This window comes from Bradyrhizobium sp. SZCCHNRI20481 (assembly GCF_032485055.1).
Classification (GTDB): domain Bacteria; phylum Pseudomonadota; class Alphaproteobacteria; order Rhizobiales; family Xanthobacteraceae; genus Bradyrhizobium.
The window spans coordinates 61,881-78,225 of the sequence record NZ_JAUEUE010000014.1; the positions used below are offsets into that span (position 1 = coordinate 61,881).

The window sequence follows — 16,345 nt, forward strand, 5'->3', positions numbered from 1 at the left end:
GCCCTGCGACGCATGACCACGTCCAAGCGATATGAGCGGATCGCCTTCGTCGCGAGTCCGAGTGCCGAAGCCCAGGCCGCACTGACGCAGCTCTCCGCGCTGTACGGCAACTCCGATCCGGACCTGGCGGACGTCGTGGTCGCGCTCGGCGGCGACGGCCTGATGCTCCAGACGCTGCACGACCACATGCGGTCGGGAAAGCCGATCTACGGCATGCATCGCGGCACCGTCGGCTTCCTGATGAACGAGTTCAGCACGATCGATCTGCACGGACGGCTCGAAGCGGCGCAGGAATCGGTGATCCATCCGCTGCTGATGCGGGCGACCGATGCCGCGGGCGTCGTTCACATCCACCACGCCATCAACGAGGTCTACCTGTTTCGCCAGACGGCGCAGACCGCGCGGCTGCGCATCCTGATCGATGAGCGCGAGCGCATGCCGGAGCTGATCGCCGACGGCGTGCTGGTGGCGACGCCCGCCGGCTCCACGGCCTATAATCTCTCGGTGCAGGGCCCGATCCTGCCGATCAACGCCGCGCTGCTGGCGCTGACGCCGATCAGCGCCTTCCGGCCGCGGCGCTGGCGCGGCGCCCTGCTTCCGAACACGGCCTATGTGATCATCGAGGTGCTCGAAGGCGACAAGCGCCCAGTCGCGGCGGTGGCGGATCATGACGAGGTCCGCAACGTCCAGCGAGTCGAGGTGCTCTCGGACAAGACGATCTCGATGCGGATGCTGTTCGACGCCGGCCACAGCCTGGAAGAGCGGATCCTGAGCGAGCAGTTCGGCTACTGACATCGGGCGCTTTTCCCGCCTTTTTCCTCCTTCGCCGCCCTGGGCAACGCTTTGTTAACCCGCGGCTCCGTATGGTTAATGCGGGTATACCGCCATCACCGGTGATCCTTTCAGGCCGGCCAAATGTACCGCATCGACTTCAACAAGCTGCGCTTTCTCGTCTGCGACGACAATCCGCACATGCGCCGCATCCTGCGCACGCTGCTGCATTCGTTCGGCGCCCGCGAGGTCAACGAGGCCGAGGACGGCGCGACCGCACTCGAGATGTATACTCATTTCTCCCCCGACATCGTCATCACCGACTGGGCGATGCCGATCTTCGACGGGCTCGAGCTTGCGCAGATGATCCGGCAGCCCGAAGCCAAGGGCAACCCCTACGCGCCGATCATCATGCTGACGGGACATTCGGAGAAGCGCCGCGTCACCGTCGCGCGCGATGCCGGCGTGACGGAATTCCTTGCCAAGCCGATCTCGGCGAAGGGACTGTATCAGCGCATCCTCAACGTGGTTGCCAATCCGCGTCCGTTCATCAAGACCAAGACCTACTTCGGTCCGGACCGGCGCCGCAACACCAACACCGCTTATATCGGGCCGGAGCGTCGGATCGGCGGCGAGGCCGAGATCTTCCAGCAGCCGTCACTTCTGGATAAGGCGCGCTCCGCAGTTTAGGAGCGCGGCAGTGAGCCCGCGTTAACGCAATCCGGGGATCGACGCCCAGAGCGCCCAGTTCCTCGGCTATGAATCGGGGCAATGAGTCGATTTGCGTTGGTCGGCATCATCAGGGGATATCGAGATGGCGAAAGACAAGGCCCCGGCGATCCAGGTCAAGACCTACGCCTCGCATCACGTCATCACCCAGCCCAATCCGCTGAAGCAGGTGCTGCGCCGCGCCGAGGAGAAGGATCTCGACGATCCGATCGCGCGCGCGGAAGCCGCGCTTGCCGGGCTATCCGGCGAGTTCAAGTCGTGGATGGACACCGAGGCCGATCGCCTGACAAAGGCTTACGGTGCCGTTCTGAACAATGGCTTCGACGACGACGCCTGCGAGGAAATGTTCCGCGCCGCCCACGACATCAAGGGCGATGCCGCGACCTTCGGCTATCCCGCGGCCGCCGAGGTCGCCGACAGCCTGTGCCGGATCATCGAGCACGCGCCCGATCTCGAAAAGGTCCCCGTCGAGCTGTTCGAGCATCACGTCAACGCCATTCAGGCGATCGTGCATGATCATACGAAGTACCACAGCCCGACCGTCGCTGCCGAATTGAGCCGCCGGCTGCGCCGCGTCGCCGACGACTACCTGCTCCAGGTCAACCGCAACCGGCCGGAGCATCTCGAAGCGATCCTGGCGCCGAGCCTGGTGCCGAGCGATCAGCCGTAATCGGATGGCGATCACGTAGGGTGGGCAAAGCCGCCGCCGCAAAGCGGCGGCAGCGTGCCCACCATGGATCAGCAATCTCTGCGGCAAGTCGGTTGGCACGGCGCCACCGCGCGCTCGAACGTGGCGATATCTGCGACGCGCCTTTGCCCACCCTACGGCAGCGGACGCGCCTCACGCCGCGATCAGTCCGAACTCCAGCCCGGCCACGAAATCCTCCGCCATCACCTCGTCGCAGAACTCGCGGGCCTCGTCGCGGGCGGATTCGGTGGCGAAGCGGCGCAGCAGGATCAGCAACGGCTCGGCGGCATCACGGTCGGTGGCGCAATGGGTGAGCACGCGCTCCACCATCTTGCGGCGCAGGATCGCTGCTCCGCTCAAGGTGTCGGCAAATCCGTTCTCGCGGCAGACTTCGAGCGCGATGCTGAAGGCGTCGAAGGTGGTGTCGGGAATGCCCGCCTTGCGCAGCAGCCCCTGCAGGCTGGCGCGGCCGCGATCGTTGAGCAGCGCCGACACCCGGGCCCGCGGCATGTCGGCGAGCTCCGACAGCGCGATCTCGAACAATTCGACGTTGCCGGAGAGAAGTGCGCGCAGGATCAGGCCCGCGGTGAGTTGCGAGGTTGCACGCAGATGCTGGACCAGCCCGCGCAGCTCCTCGCCGCGCGACCGCGCCGCGATGGTAATGGTCGAGCGGTCGCGCGCCTCATTGGTGATGCGCCCTGCTTTGTCGGCACTGAGCCAATTCCTGGCGACGACGAACTGCGCCAGTGTCTCGGAGAGCTTGTCGACCAGCGCCGCCCGCGTCGCGGCCGGCAGGTCGTCCAGCACCAGCATCGCTTCGCGGATGGCGGCGAGATGGCCGTGGCGCTCGACGATGCGGTCCCAGGAGAACGGCGCTAGCTCGGCATAGGCGTTCTCGATCAGCTCGAGTGCGGCGGCGGCGCTTCCGACTTCGGCGATCGCGGCGCAGACCGGCGCCGGCAGGCCGACGCGCCGCGCGATCGCGCATTGTGTGTCGGAGTTGCCGGTCGCGACGATGTCGACGAGGTCGGCATCGATCAGCAGCGGCGAATGTTCGAGGATGATGGCGGCGACAGAAGCCTGGTCCGTGGCGAGCGCCTGGACGATGGCGGCCGGCGCCTCCTCCGAGCGGGCGAACACCTCCGCCATGGCCTGACGCACCAACGGCGACGGATCGTCCAGCAGCATGAGGAGCGCGCCCTCCGCGGCGCCGCGATCCTCATCGCAGAGATCCGACAACAACCACGCCCGCGCGAGCGCCCTGGTGGCCTCTGCCCGCTCACCGGCGGGTGCGGTTCTGACCCAACTGAGAAACTGCCGAACGATCATGGTCTTTCCGGCTTACGCAACTTGCAGACAAAGGCCACGAGGGCCTCAACAGCACCGAAAATAAACCACGACGCTTAACAAAGCGTTCACCATAAGTAGCTGGTTTTGTTGATGTTTTGTTAAGGAGGTAAATCAAAGCTATATTATATTACCTCTGAATGTCTCATTTGGCCGTAATCCAACGGGCGAAATGCGGCCGCCGCCGGCAGCGCAAGCCGTGGCGAAAGGTCGAAAATAGTTCTTTTTGATCAATGGTTCAGCGACGAGTGCGGACCGCCTTAGCCGGCACATCAGCCCGAAAAGGTGCCGTGGGGATCGCTGAACAGGTCGAGTCTGCGCTGGCCATTGCCGCCGCCATCGTTACCGCCGCCCTCCGACGAGGCCGCGCTAGCGACCGATGAGCGGCCCCACAATTCGCGGACGGTCGGCGAGACCGCCTGGCTCGACTGGCCGTCAACCTGGAATAGCGAGCGAAACATCGGGTCCGCCGGCCGGTTGGCGGCCGATGCGTCGGCCGTCGTCGAAGATGCGGCTTGCGACGAGCCGCGCGCATCCGGAAACATCGACAGGAAGGTGGCGGTGTCCGTCGTCGGCAGCGCACCACCGCCGGCCGCATTGGCCGCGACGTTCGCCGATGCCCCTCCATAAAGGGCGAGCGCCCCGCGCGTCGCCGAGGAGTTGGCGGCGCCGGCATAGCGCGTGTTCAGCACCGCATAGACCTGGGACACGCTGCGGGCTTGTCCGTCGCGATCGTAGAAGATCGGCCGGTTGGCCGCGGCGGCGCTGGGAAACATCCGCGCGGCCGACGCATTCGGCGTCTCCTGGGTGCTGGTGATCAGCTTCGCGGCGCCGCCGACACCCATGAAGTGCGCCATGTAGAGCTCGGCATCGGTCGGCCGACGGCCGATCTTGCCGGCGAGCTGGAAGCTGTTCGATTGCGTGAGCGCAGCGGCCATCGCGGACGACGCCTGCGGGTCGTCGCGCAGCTTCATGATCGCCTGCCGCATTCCGGGATCGCTGACCGTGTAGTCGCCCGACGATGTCCGGGTGATCGCGTCGGCATATTGGCCATAGCCGAGATCGGAGCCGGCTTCCTTCACGGTGCCGAGCCAGGTCTGGTCGATGAACTGGTAGAGCCCGCGCGCTGATGACGTCGAGGCGCCGGCGGTCGGATTGAAGTCGGACTCCATCTTGGCGGTCGACAACAGATATTCGAAGCTGGTGCCGACGCTGTCCGCGGCCTGCTTGATTGCGCCGGCGACCTTCGCCCGGACGCCATCGAGGAAACCGGTGGACGAGGAGTTGGATGCGTCGACCGACATGGGAAGACCCGCTGTTTGCAGATTCGCTGGCAGACGAACGCGCCGGAAACGTCCGGCAAAATGCGGCGGGTATGGTTAATGGCGGGTTAATTCGCAGGGCCCGACCGGGCCAATGAACGACCGGGCACGTCAGGACGCAGGTCGCTGGCCTACTTGCGATAGACCTCGGCGGGATCGAACAGCCTGTCGGCATCGACGAACACGAGCCGCGCGCCGCTGCCGTCATCCGATCGCTCGACCTTGCGATAGAAGCAGGAATGGCGGCCGGTGTGGCACGCCGCGCCGGCCTGCTCGACGCGCAACCAGACCGCGTCCTGGTCGCAATCGGTGCGCATCTCGACCACGCGCTGGGTCTGGCCCGAGCTCTCACCCTTGCGCCACAACGCATTGCGCGAGCGGCTGAAATACCAGGCTTCGCCGGTCGCCACCGTCTTGCGCAGGGCCTCCTCGTTCATGTGGGCGACCATCAGCACGTCGCCGCTCACGGCATCGGTCGTCACACAGGTGACGAGGCCGGCCGCGTCGAACTTGGGCAGGAAGGCCAAGCCCTCCTCGCGCTCAACTGAGGATGAAGACACGAAACTCTCTGCTCAACGGGTTGGCAGGCTTACCGTTGCGGCGACCGCACCATGGACAGGAAGCGCGACTGCTCGGCCGGATTGTCCCTGAACATGCCGGTGAAGCGGCTGGTGAAGGTGATGGCGCCGTGCTTGGCGACGCCCCGCACCGACATGCAGGTGTGCTCGGCCTCGATCATGACGGCGACGCCGCGCGGCTTCAGCACCTCGTCGATCGCAGCCGCGATCTGGGCGGTGAGATGCTCCTGGGTCTGCAGGCGGCGGGCGAAGATGTCGGTCAGGCGCGCCAGCTTGGACAGACCGACCACCCGCTCGACCGGCGTATAGGCGATATGCGCGCGGCCGTAGAAGGGCATCATGTGATGCTCGCATTGCGACGTGAACTCGATGTCGCGAATCAGCACGAAGTCGTCGTAGCCGGCGGTCTCGCCGAAGGTGCGGTCGAGCACCTCGGCCGGGCACTGGTGATAGCCCTGGTACAGCTCGTCATAGGCCTCGACGACCCGGCGCGGCGTATCGACCAGCCCCTCGCGGGTCGGATCCTCGCCGATGTAATTCAACAGCGTATAGACTGCGGCCTCGGCCTCGGCCCGCGACGGCCTGGCACGGTCGGGCCGCACGGCGGCAGCGAGAAACTCGGCGGGATCGAGCTCTGCAGCGCGAGCGTCAGTCAGCTTGGCGTCTAACGGCTTGCCCTCGGGCTTGTTCGCACGCAACGTCTTGATCAAAGTGTCCATCTCAACTCCGTTCGACCGGTCGGCGGTCCGACCGGAGTGTCACCGGCACAGCATCACCTTGAGGGCGTCACCTGCAGAGGTGCCACACGCAGGCTTGGCGCCTCTCGCGCCGGACGCCTGTGGATGTGGCTGGAATTCCTGCCAATCGTTTCCATATACTCGCAATATAGGGCGATGAAACCCGGCCGCCAAGGCCGCCACGCCGGTAATTCCGGGACGTCAGGCACATGCTGAACGACATCTACAACAAGCGCATCATCGAGCTCGCCGGCAACATTCCGCGGCTCGGACGGCTGGACCACCCGGACGCCACTGCCACCGCCCATTCCAAGCTGTGCGGCTCGACCGTCAAGGTCGACCTCAAGATGGACGGGCCCGTGGTGACCGACTTCGCCCATGACGTGAAGGCCTGCGCCCTCGGCCAGGCCTCCTCTTCGATCATGGCCCGCCACGTCGTCGGTTCCAGCGCCGCGGAGCTGCGCGAGCTGCGGGAGACGGTCCGGAGGATGCTGAAGGAGAACGGTGCGCCGCCGGAGGGCAAATGGGCCGACATTGCCCTGCTTGAGCCGGTGCGAGACTACAAGGCCCGCCACGCCTCCACGATGCTGACGTTCGACGCCGTGGTGGATGCCATCGGCCAGATCGAGGCCAAGACCAACGGCGAGCAGCCGGCCGCGGCTCAGGGCTGAGGCGGCACCGCTTCCCACCCGTGCGTGCAGACTGACAGATCCATAGCCCGCATGAGCGCACCGGCATGCGGGAGCGGTCGTCGGCAAGCTCATGATTGGACGCGGAGGCCCGGCTCGCCCCGGCGACGTCGATGCCTATTGCTGCGGCGTCGTGGCGACCGTCGCTGGCGGCAGAGCCTCGGCGGTACGCGACAGTTGCCCCTTGTCGCGGTCCAGCGCCACGGAGAAGCGGTCCTGCTGCTTGTCCTTGGCCTGCGGCTTCTGTGCGAGCTCGGCGACCGGCACGGCCCCCTTCGGCGGCAGCACCTCGGCAACCAGATCCGTGGTCACGACGTTGGTGAGCCGCAGCTCGGCGCGTGACAGCTCATGCAGGTCCTCCCAGGGCGGCACGTTCAGCGCCAGCGACAGCAGATCGCCCGCTCCGCCCATCTCGAAGGTGTATTTGGCGAGACGCCCGATGTCGCGCTCGACGATCATCAGGTCCTGCGCCGTATAGCTCGCCGCCTTGGCGTCGTCGGCGCGGTCTCCCATCCAGATCTGGTGAACGCGGACATGGGCCGTATCCGGAACATAACGCGTGGTTCCAGCCAGCAGCAGGAACACGCACATCGACTCGCAATAGGCCTCGGGCATGACGCGCGGCCGGTCACCCGCGCGGCTCGGACGCTGGGTCATGCCGACGGTGGTGCGCATCTTCAGCCCACGGAACCGGCGGCCCAAGGTGATGGCGTCGTTGACCGAGCCGCCGCTGGAGTCGAGCACCAGGGTGGCCCCCGTCAGGTCGCGATCCCTCGCGAAATCCTCGAAATCCTTCGGCGTATCGCCGGTGACGATCCCGACCGCACTGACCCAGCCGCAATTCGGCTCGCAGGCGACCCAACCGAACCGCATCGGGAGTTTGCGCTCTTCGAGCGCGCCGCCGGCGCGCGCCGTGTTTGACATGATGGTGATCGCGCTACCGACCACCGCACCAAGCGCTGCAACACCAAGTAGCATCCAGCGCAATTCACGCGACCGTAGCAATCTCACGCGCAATCCGTCCCCCTCGTCAAGCTCGGTACGCAGTTCCTCGGTTTTCTCGCGGAAAGACCTGACAACCTGGCCTCAAATCCGTTATTAGTCTGTCACATCCTTGTCGGGAAACGTATCCGGGCAATCACCGACCGTCCAGCTGCGGCGTGCTGCGGCGCCGCTGAAAACCGGCCATTGTTGCATCACATCACCACAAATGAACGCGAGCCGGGTTCCCTGCCGAGGAACCGGTCAAAAGTTCGCACATCCATCTGGCATCGCGCTCATGAAGCACTCATGCTCTGACATCGGCTGCCATTCTGCGCACATCGGGTCGCTGCTGGCCCGACTCCCGCGGCGCGCTGCTCACGCGCTGATCTGGCTGTACCGCCACACATTGTCGCCGCTGGTCGGCTACAATTGTCGGCACCTGCCGACCTGCTCGGTCTATGCCGATGAGGCCATCGAACGCTTCGGACTCTGGGCGGGCGGGTGGATGACGCTCGCCCGTCTGCTGCGCTGCCAGCCCTTTGGCACCTCGGGCATCGACAACGTCCCAACAACGGCTCCCGCAGGCGCTCACTGGTATCTGCCTTGGCGCTACGCGCGATGGCGCGGCGTCAACGGCCCGGGCTGATGTGCAGCGCAACAGACGTCGCGCTCGTCAATTGATCTGCAGCACATGACCCTGGCGAAATCTCGGGCTACGATTATTCTTACGTCACGAGCCGGCGCTCCCATCAGGAGCCGCGCTGCCTCGACCTGCATTGATGTGATGCTTCCTTCGGGAGGAAAACAACGATGCGCTGGACAATCAGCCCCAGAAGCAACCGTTCCCGCAAGAGCATCGGTCCCGATCAGGCCGGCCACCACGACGCACGCCAGGTGGATCTACTCTGCATCATCGCTTTGTTGATCGTCATTGTCGGTGCCTGGCGCTATCTTGCCGACAGCACCGCCCTGCCCCCGCCGACGACGTCCTACATCGTGCCCAGCCAGAGCGTGCACTGGTGATATTCACCCCCTACCATCTCGGCCAGAAGATGAAATCGTCGCGCCGCGGCGGCGGATAGAGAGGAACCGGCTCCAGCGGCCGCGGCACGCGCCGGGCGCGCGGCGGTGGCTGGTAATCCGTTTCTGCAGGGGCGCTCGCTTCGGCCGAGACCGTCGCGTCGGCCGGAGGCGATCTCACCGCGAGCAGGACATTCGATTCACGCGTGCGCCAACGATAGCCGATCCCGAATTCCAGCGGCTGCGCACGCTCGAACAGCCTCGCATAGCTCCTCTGGTACATGTCCGGGAATTTGTCGATCGGCCCGGCATAGCGCCCGAACGGCAGGAAACGCCAGGCCCGCGCCTCATAGCTCGCGAGCGGGATGCCGGAATCGTCCTGGATGACGGTGGCGCTGTTCTTCAGCAGCCAGCTGCGGACCTGTGCGAAGCCGTTCTCATGCAACAGATAAGACGCGCTCTTCAGGAGACTGTCGCCCGGCCCCAGCGGCTCGCAGAACTTGAACAACCCACTGGCCTTCACGCCGGAATCGGAGAGATCAGCGGAGAAGTAGTAGAGCGTCTTCGCGACCCCGTCGGCGCCGGCAAACAGGATGCGCGCGCCCTTGGTCGCATTGCGCGTCGGCGGCTCGTTGTTTCCGTGCAATCCGCCATTCTCGTCCAACCAGATCAGACTGGCCTCGCGGATCGTCTTGCCGGTGCGCGCCAGGAAGACGTAGAGGATTGGCAAGGTCCCTTCGAGTTCGCCTTCGCGCAAGTCGACCTTCATGTCCCTGGTGATAAAGAAGGAGAAACTCAGGATCGATTGCAACGAGCGTTCGACATAGGACAGCGCAGGGCCGATGCTGCCTCGGGGCAATCTGGTCAGGTCCGGGATCGGGCCGGTCGGCTCGAGCGCCACCAGGACATAGGTCGTTGCCTTCGGATGAAAGGCATCGGCATAGAGAAAATCCGGCCCGGAGAAGAAATAGAACATCGCCGGCCGCGGCGCGGCCAGATTGGCATCCGCCCAGGCCCTGATCTTCGACAATTGTCGCTGCTCGAGCTGATTGAAGGCGTTGTCGAAGAACGCCGCGTGCCGCCGCCATGCCGGATCCTGCACGAAGGGCACGAGCGGCGAGCCCGCCGCTGGCGCCATGCCCGCCAGCACCCGCGCCGTATCGTCCGGCGTGATGGTCTGAGCCCGAGCCTCGAAGCTCATGGCAAGGATCAGACATGCGACGGCGAACCAGACTCTCGAGGCCAACAGCATTTCAATCCGAACCCGATGCGAGCGTTGCGGTGATACGGCGCGATCGCGCGTGAGCGAGCCAATAGATCAGCAATCCCGACGCCATTGCGCCTGCGCCGAGCCCTGCCTGCAAGGGCCGCGTCGCGACGAGATAGTACATCATGAAGAAGGTCACGCTGAGGAAGATCAACGGCGTGACCGGATAGCCCCAGGCGCGGTAGGGTCGCGTGAGTTCGGGCTGCGCGATGCGCAGCTTGAGCAGTCCGAGCACAGCGAGAAACGAGCAGGACAAGAGCGAGAACTGGACGAGATCCAGCACCGCCTCGAAGCTCTCCGTGAACAGCATCAGGGTGGCCACCGTGAGCTGGAACAGGACGGCGTAGGCCGGCGCCCCGTTGCGCGAGCGCCGCGCGAACACCGACAGCGCCGGAATGTCCTCGCCCATTGTCATCAGCACGCGCGGGCCGATCCACATCATCGCGGCAATGGAAGGAACCAGTCCGATGCAGATCATCGCGGCCACGAAGCGCCCGCCGGTCTCGCCGAAGATATGACTGCCCGCGATGCTCGCGACCTGGAGTTGGCCCGCGAGCGCGTCCATCGGTGCGGCTCGCAGGAAAACCGCGTTGAGCGCGATGTAGAGCACCAGAACGATCACCGTGCCCAACAGCAGCGCGCGCGGCAAGGTCCGCTCCGGCGCATGCAACTCGCCGATGATGTAGGTCGCCGCGTTCCAGCCGGAGAACGCGTACATCACGAACACCAGTCCGGTCGCGAACGCCGCGCTCGTCACGTGACCGACATCGGTCACGGTTGGCAGGAACGTCACCGGTTGCGGGGTGGCGATGGTGTAGCCGGCGATCAGGAAGGCGGTGATGAGCCCGAGCTTCAGCACGGTCGACAACAGCTGGAAACGGCTCGACTGCCTGATGCCGCCGAGTTGCACTGCTGTCACGAGCCAGACAGCGCCGGTGGCGAGCAGCAGCGGCGGAGCGCCCGGGATGACGGCACGACCATATTCTCCGAACGCCATGGCCGCGAGCGCCACCGGCGCCGCGAAGCCCACCGTCGCCGAGACCCACCCGGCCATGAAGCCGATCGCCGGGTGGAACGCCCGCGTGAGAAAATTGTACTCGCCGCTCGAGCGCGGAAACATCGTGCCGAGTTCGGCATAGGACAGTGCCCCGCAGATCGACACCAATCCCCCGACCGCCCACAGCACCAGAATGGAGAAGCCCGACGGGATGTCTCGGACCTGGAAGCCGAGGCTGGTGAAGACGCCGACCCCGATCATGTCGGCGATGACGATAGCAGTCGCGACCGGAAGCGACACGGATGGAACCCGGTCGCCGTCTGTCCGGCCCCGGCCGGGATCGTCCGCCTCGGATGCAGCCATCTCGTCGAAGGACGCCCGGCGCCCCTTCCTCTGCCTCAGCCCAGGTTCCCGCCGAAGCATTCAAACATCGTTAACGGGCGTTAAATATGACCTTCATCAAGGGTATTTATGAACCGATTTCGGACAGGCTGGGCTGCGACATTGCATTGGGCCGCCAGGCGTCCCACAATCGCGACACGTTCGCGTGGTGTGTCCCGGTGCGCCCGGGGTTGGCCGGACACGATCCTTAACGCGACCTCAATTTCGGCGGCGCAGGTTGAACGAAATCCGCTGGTTGAAGAGCCGTGTTGCGGCTCGAACTCGTCTTTGGGGACGGATGATCGGGGAAGACCATAACATCTTGAGGTCTGTGCGCAGAGGTTGGTGCCTCTGGTGGCGCGCGGCTTTGGCGCTGGCGATCTGCCTTTCGTTCACGCATTGCGGCAAGGCCCCCAATCCCGAGGCGTTGGCCGCCAACGCGTCGACGGCCCAGGGGCTGACCTTCGACGATCGGTTTCCGGCGCCTGAATTCAGCGACCGGTTCCCGTCCGCGCAGGAGAGCTTTCGGCTTCACACGCCCTCCGACTTCGCCCCGAAGCCGGCGCCCTCTCAGATCGCATCGCTGGAGCCGCAGCGGCCGGGACGGCCGCAGCGTGAGGAACTGACGACCCTCGTCAGCATGAAGTCGTCGGCCTTTCCCTATTTCGGCAACAATCCGGCGTCCGACGCACCGTTCCTGAACGTCAGCAGCGGTGAGCGCCGCGGCCACCGCAGCTTCTCCGGCCGCGTCTACTGGCAGGACCAGACCTACAACGACAGCCGTGTGCTGGTGCACGTCCCCGAACAATTCGATGTGCGCAAGCCGGGCGTGATCGTCGTGTTCTTCCATGGCAACGGCGCCACGCTGGAGCGCGACGTGCGCGACCGCCAGTTGGTGCCGCAGCAGATCACCGCGGCCGGCGTCAACGCGGTGCTGCTCGCGCCGCAGATGGCCGTCGACGCCGCCGATTCGAGCGCCGGCAAGTTCTGGCAGCCCGGCGGCTTCAAGCGCTTCATGGACGAGGCCGCGGCCAGCCTCGCCCGCCTGACCGGCGATCCGGCAAGCGCGAAGACTTTCGCCGGCATGCCCATCGTAATCGTCGGCTACAGCGGCGGCTTCCTCCCCACGGCATGGAGCCTCGAGGTCGGCGGCATCAGCGACCGCGTGCGCGGCGTCGTGCTGCTCGATGCGGTCTACGGCCAGCTCGACAAGTTCGCCAACTGGATCGAGCGCAGCCGCTCCGGCTTTTTCATCAGCTCCTACACGCGCTATACCGCGCGGCATGATCAAGAACTGATGGCGATGCTGCGCAATCGCGGCATCGAAGTCTCCGAAGACATGGACCGGCCGCTGCGCCCGGGCAGCGTCGTCTTCGTCGAGACCGACGAGGGCATCACCCATCGCGACTACGTCACGCAGGCCTGGACTCGCAACCCGATCAAGGATGTGCTGGTCAAGATGGCGGCCGCCCAGCCGCCGATCCGGATTGCGGCCGGAGCCCAGGACATGTCGAACCGCGTGTCGAGCCGCTGAGAGAGCGGCCGCCGCAACGCCTCAGGACTTCGGCAGCTTCTCGACGAAGCCGTTGAAGCAGGCGAGCCGCTCGTCCTCTTCCTTGGTGAACTTGCAGTCGCCGACCGCCTTGGCCTTCATCGCCTTCGGCTTGGCGGCTGGCGGAATGACGGCGTCGTAGCAGTTCAGGCGCTCCTTGGTTCCGTCATCGATCTCCAGGCAGGCCTGGAGCTTGGCGGCCGCCGATTGCGGCTTGGCCGGCGCTGCGGCGGCGGTCTTCGTCCCCTTCGGCTTGACCTGCACCAGCGGTCGGTCACCGACCATCGGCGCGCTCTGGGCCAGCGCAGGGGTGCACAGCAGCACTGCAGCCAGGCTCAACATCATCTTCTTCATGCCATATCTCTCTCATCCGACCCGTGGGCACGCGAGGACGTCCGTCGATGCTACTCGCCGGCCGTGGCAGAATCCACGCCCCAGCAGCCCCCACGACATCGGCCTTTAATCCGGTCGGGCCGGCTTTGCCAAGCGTCAACCCGCTGCTCAGGCCGGAACCGCGATCCGCGCGCGCTGGCGGCTGGCCAGGATTGCCAGCAATGCCAGGGTCAGGAACATCAGTGCGACGTAGCCGGTGGCGCCGAGCAGGTCGCGCGCGAACAGGCTGCCGCCGATCGCGGAGCCGATGGCTTGGCCGATATAGAGCACGGAGGTGTTGAGCGACACCGAAGCTGAGGCGAGCGGCGGCGCGGCTGCCACCAGCCGAACCTGCTGCATCGAATTGGTGGACGCAAACCCCAACCCCCAGATTGCGACCGCCACCGCCATGAGGCCGTAGGTGCCTGCCGCCAGCGTCCAGGCCGACACGCCGGCGAACATCAGGCAGGTGAACAAGAGCGACGTCCGGTAGGCTCCCCAGCCATCGACGATCCGGGTTGCGATGACGACGCCGAGAAAGCCGCAGGCGCCGTAGATCGCGAACACCAGGCCGATCTGGTTGGAGTCGGCGCCAGTCAGGCGCTTCAGCAGCGGTCCCATGAAGGTGAAGATGACGAACTGTCCCGACATCTGCAGGGTCGTGACCAGGAGCAGCAGGACCACCAGGCGGTTGCGGCCGAGTTCGGTCCAGGTCTTCAACGCGACCGGCGCGCCCTTCAGGCCGGATGGCAGGCGCCACGTCAGCAGCACGAAGCTGACCGCGCCGGCCGCACCGACCGCGAGATAGGCGGCTCGCCAACCGGAATGACTGCCGATGAAGGTGATCATGGGCAGCCCCACGGCGGCCGCCAGCGACCAGCCCAGGAAGACATAGGCGATGGTGCTGCCGCGTCTCTCGACCGGGCTGATCAGCGCCGCCGTTCCGGCGGCCTGCGGTGTATAGAGAGCGCCGACCGCGAGCATCACGAGGCGCAGCGCGAGCAGGCTCGCATAATCGGGCGCAAACGCCGAGCCGAGATTGCCGAGCGTGAGCACCAAGAGCGTCGCTGCGAGCAGACGGCGGCGATCGAAGCGGCTCGTCAGCCAGGCGGTCAAGGGCGAGCAGATGCAGAGCACCACCGCGCCGAAGGTGATCAGGAGCCCCGCCGTCTGAACGCCGACAGCAAGATCCGAGGCGAGCTCCGGCAGCAGGCCGGCGGGCGCGAGCACCGAGCAGCCGGTGACGAGATTGCCGAGCATGAGCGCGGTCGGCGCAAGGCGCCCGGGAGCGGATGTGGATGTCATCGCGCCTCAATAGCAGAGAATTTCATGCATTTGCATGAAAATGTCTCATGCCGCCCATGACTTTCTCTCGTCCTGCCTCCTTCGTCCTGGCCGCCATTCTCGTCAGCGCGCGGGGACGGGCTGCGCCGCCGAGGCCTGCGGCGAGGGAATCTGCGTCCACGGAACCGGCGTACCCGTCGGACGGACGATGGCCTTGGACGGCGGGCAGCTCTCGGTCAGCATCTTCAGAGCAGATTGCAGGCCTTCGCTGCTCACCGGAAATGTCGAGACGTTGCGACGCGCGACATTCATCAGGGCATCGCTCAGCTCGGCCGACGGCATCAAGGCCAGCGTTTTCACCTGGCTTGCATTGAGGAACACGCCCCAGGTCTCGCGATCGCCCGACCGCCGCGGCGGCGAGAGGAAATTGAGCCGCATATCTCCGCTCGCCATCGCCAGCGGACCTGGCGGCGAGCCGGCCGGCGCGATGCGCTCGACGTCGAGCTCGAAGCGGTCCTGATCGAAGCAGACCATCTGCAAGCGCGTGGTCTGGAACGTGCTCTCACCGTCCTTACGGGCGAGAATGGTCTTGTAGGCAATCCCACGGCTGGCGGTCTCGAACATCCAGGGGCTTTCCACCCGCTGCCGCCTGTCGAGCGCAAACCGCGCGATCTCCTCCCGCGTCAGGATGCGCATGCTCTCGAACGGGACAGACCGCGCCACCGTCAGCAGACCGGGATCCGCGCCGAGCTTGGTGATGTAGTCGAGCACCATCTTGTCGGCCCGCGCCATCGCCTGCTGCATCGCCTGCGCCCGCATCTCGCGGGTCGGCACGCCGCCCGTGAAGTTCAGGATGACGCGCGGCGAATGCACCGCGAGCGTCGCATCCGCTGCGATGTCACGCGTGGACGCGCCGAGCAGCAAGTAGGGACAGGCCGAATTGCACATCGCCCCCCGCGTCCAGACCTCACCATGCAGCTCGCGCCCGGACAGCTTCACCTTGCTACAAGCTTCGCCCTCCTGAGGCTCGAAGCCGCACTCGCGCAAGGTGGTGCGTCCCACCCGCACGGCGGCCTTGCGCTCGCGCAGCATGTCGCCGATGGCGAGCGCCTGCTGCAGATTGCCGCCTGGAGAATTGAAGTAGATCGGCAATCTGCGCTCGCCGATCTGCTTCATGAACTTGCGGAAGCGCGCGGCGGCGCCGCCGTCGATCTTGCCTTCGGCGGCGATCCAGCTGTCACAGCCATGTCCACAGGCGTCCGAGGAGCCCTTGACGAGCGCGAACGCAATCGGCGCCGAGCCATCTGCGATCCGCGGCGACGGGGCGCGGCGCGCGGCCGGCCTGGACTCCGTTGCAGGTCTGGCCGGGGGCCTTGGCTGCGCCGCCGGCTTCGGCTGCAAAGCCTTTTGCTGCGAAAGAGGTCTCGGCTGGACCATGGATCTGGACTGGTCCGCGGGCCTTGTTGCCGCCGGAACGGCCGCGAGCGACGACAGGCTCGACAGCACGCACATGATCAGTGCGGCCCCAACATGAATGCCGCCGCGCCGACAAACGGAGAGCGGCGCCTCCCCTGCAGACTCCATCGCCAAACGCGTCCCCACGCCCCGAACACTTGAAGTTGTATCA

Annotated in this window: 17 protein-coding genes; 7 read left to right on the forward strand and 10 right to left on the reverse strand. The window is 65.8% G+C overall.

Annotated elements, in window-relative coordinates; translation table 11 throughout:
- The first annotated feature begins 12 nt into the window (after positions 1-12).
- The 3 genes from QX132_RS22690 to QX132_RS22700 all read left to right on the forward strand — a co-directional run bounded on the left by QX132_RS22690 (position 13) and on the right by QX132_RS22700 (position 2,170).
- Positions 13-792, forward strand: coding sequence for an NAD kinase (locus QX132_RS22690; RefSeq protein WP_315714654.1), 780 nt, complete (start codon positions 13-15; stop codon positions 790-792).
- A 123-nt stretch (positions 793-915) separates the two neighbouring features.
- Positions 916-1,461: a response regulator gene (locus tag QX132_RS22695; protein WP_172107934.1), complete on the forward strand. Its 546-nt coding sequence runs from the start codon at positions 916-918 to the stop codon at positions 1,459-1,461.
- A gap of 124 nt (positions 1,462-1,585) precedes the next feature.
- Positions 1,586-2,170: an Hpt domain-containing protein gene (locus QX132_RS22700; RefSeq protein ID WP_315754073.1), complete on the forward strand. Its 585-nt coding sequence runs from the start codon at positions 1,586-1,588 to the stop codon at positions 2,168-2,170.
- Between the two features lie 171 nt (positions 2,171-2,341).
- On the opposite strand, the gene QX132_RS22705 is transcribed toward QX132_RS22700, so the two are convergent.
- The 4 genes from QX132_RS22705 to folE form a co-directional block, all read right to left on the reverse strand.
- A complete protein-coding gene (locus QX132_RS22705; RefSeq protein ID WP_315776675.1) occupies positions 2,342-3,517 on the reverse strand; it encodes a DUF2336 domain-containing protein in 1,176 nt (391 codons plus the stop codon).
- A 290-nt stretch (positions 3,518-3,807) separates the two neighbouring features.
- Positions 3,808-4,839, reverse strand: a complete 1,032-nt coding sequence (locus QX132_RS22710) for a lytic transglycosylase domain-containing protein (RefSeq protein WP_316162949.1) — start codon at positions 4,837-4,839, stop codon at positions 3,808-3,810.
- 149 nt (positions 4,840-4,988) lie between these two features.
- Complete coding sequence (gene hisI, locus QX132_RS22715; protein WP_315749472.1) at positions 4,989-5,417, reverse strand: phosphoribosyl-AMP cyclohydrolase; 429 nt, start codon at positions 5,415-5,417, stop codon at positions 4,989-4,991.
- A 29-nt stretch (positions 5,418-5,446) separates the two neighbouring features.
- Positions 5,447-6,154 carry a GTP cyclohydrolase I FolE gene (folE, locus tag QX132_RS22720; protein ID WP_315737519.1) on the reverse strand — a complete coding sequence of 236 codons (708 nt, stop codon included), beginning with the start codon at positions 6,152-6,154 and terminating at the stop codon, positions 5,447-5,449.
- A 227-nt stretch (positions 6,155-6,381) separates the two neighbouring features.
- On the opposite strand from folE, the gene QX132_RS22725 reads away from it, so the two are divergent.
- On the forward strand, positions 6,382-6,843 hold the full coding sequence (locus QX132_RS22725) for an iron-sulfur cluster assembly scaffold protein (protein WP_315798710.1): 462 nt from the start codon (positions 6,382-6,384) through the stop codon (positions 6,841-6,843).
- Positions 6,844-6,978: 135 nt separating this feature from the next.
- Here QX132_RS22725 and QX132_RS22730 read toward each other — a convergent pair whose 3' ends face one another.
- Positions 6,979-7,878, reverse strand: a complete 900-nt coding sequence (locus QX132_RS22730; protein WP_315780744.1) for a hypothetical protein — start codon at positions 7,876-7,878, stop codon at positions 6,979-6,981.
- Between the two features lie 262 nt (positions 7,879-8,140).
- Between QX132_RS22730 and yidD the strand changes: the two genes are divergently transcribed.
- Together yidD and QX132_RS22740 are read left to right on the forward strand one after the other, a co-directional pair.
- Entirely contained in the window at positions 8,141-8,491 is a 351-nt protein-coding gene (gene yidD, locus QX132_RS22735; RefSeq protein WP_315780742.1) for a membrane protein insertion efficiency factor YidD, read from the forward strand.
- 164 nt (positions 8,492-8,655) lie between these two features.
- On the forward strand, positions 8,656-8,868 hold the full coding sequence (locus QX132_RS22740; protein ID WP_315737515.1) for a hypothetical protein: 213 nt from the start codon (positions 8,656-8,658) through the stop codon (positions 8,866-8,868).
- A gap of 10 nt (positions 8,869-8,878) precedes the next feature.
- Here the strand turns inward: QX132_RS22740 and QX132_RS22745 are convergent, their stop codons facing one another.
- Both QX132_RS22745 and QX132_RS22750 read right to left on the reverse strand, forming a co-directional pair.
- On the reverse strand, positions 8,879-10,117 hold the full coding sequence (locus QX132_RS22745; RefSeq protein ID WP_410052879.1) for a hypothetical protein: 1,239 nt from the start codon (positions 10,115-10,117) through the stop codon (positions 8,879-8,881).
- A 1-nt stretch (position 10,118) separates the two neighbouring features.
- Positions 10,119-11,492 (reverse strand): APC family permease, encoded by a 1,374-nt coding sequence (locus tag QX132_RS22750; RefSeq protein WP_315776787.1) that lies wholly within the window; start codon positions 11,490-11,492, stop codon positions 10,119-10,121.
- A gap of 316 nt (positions 11,493-11,808) precedes the next feature.
- Between QX132_RS22750 and QX132_RS22755 the strand changes: the two genes are divergently transcribed.
- Positions 11,809-13,044, forward strand: coding sequence for an alpha/beta hydrolase (locus QX132_RS22755; protein ID WP_410052880.1), 1,236 nt, complete (start codon positions 11,809-11,811; stop codon positions 13,042-13,044).
- A gap of 21 nt (positions 13,045-13,065) precedes the next feature.
- Here the strand turns inward: QX132_RS22755 and QX132_RS22760 are convergent, their stop codons facing one another.
- The 3 genes from QX132_RS22760 to QX132_RS22770 form a co-directional block, all read right to left on the reverse strand.
- Positions 13,066-13,416, reverse strand: a complete 351-nt coding sequence (locus QX132_RS22760) for a hypothetical protein (RefSeq protein WP_315737513.1) — start codon at positions 13,414-13,416, stop codon at positions 13,066-13,068.
- A 147-nt stretch (positions 13,417-13,563) separates the two neighbouring features.
- Positions 13,564-14,739: an MFS transporter gene (locus QX132_RS22765; protein ID WP_316162951.1), complete on the reverse strand. Its 1,176-nt coding sequence runs from the start codon at positions 14,737-14,739 to the stop codon at positions 13,564-13,566.
- Between the two features lie 102 nt (positions 14,740-14,841).
- On the reverse strand, positions 14,842-16,119 hold the full coding sequence (locus tag QX132_RS22770) for a hypothetical protein (protein ID WP_316162952.1): 1,278 nt from the start codon (positions 16,117-16,119) through the stop codon (positions 14,842-14,844).
- Positions 16,120-16,345 lie beyond the last annotated feature (226 nt).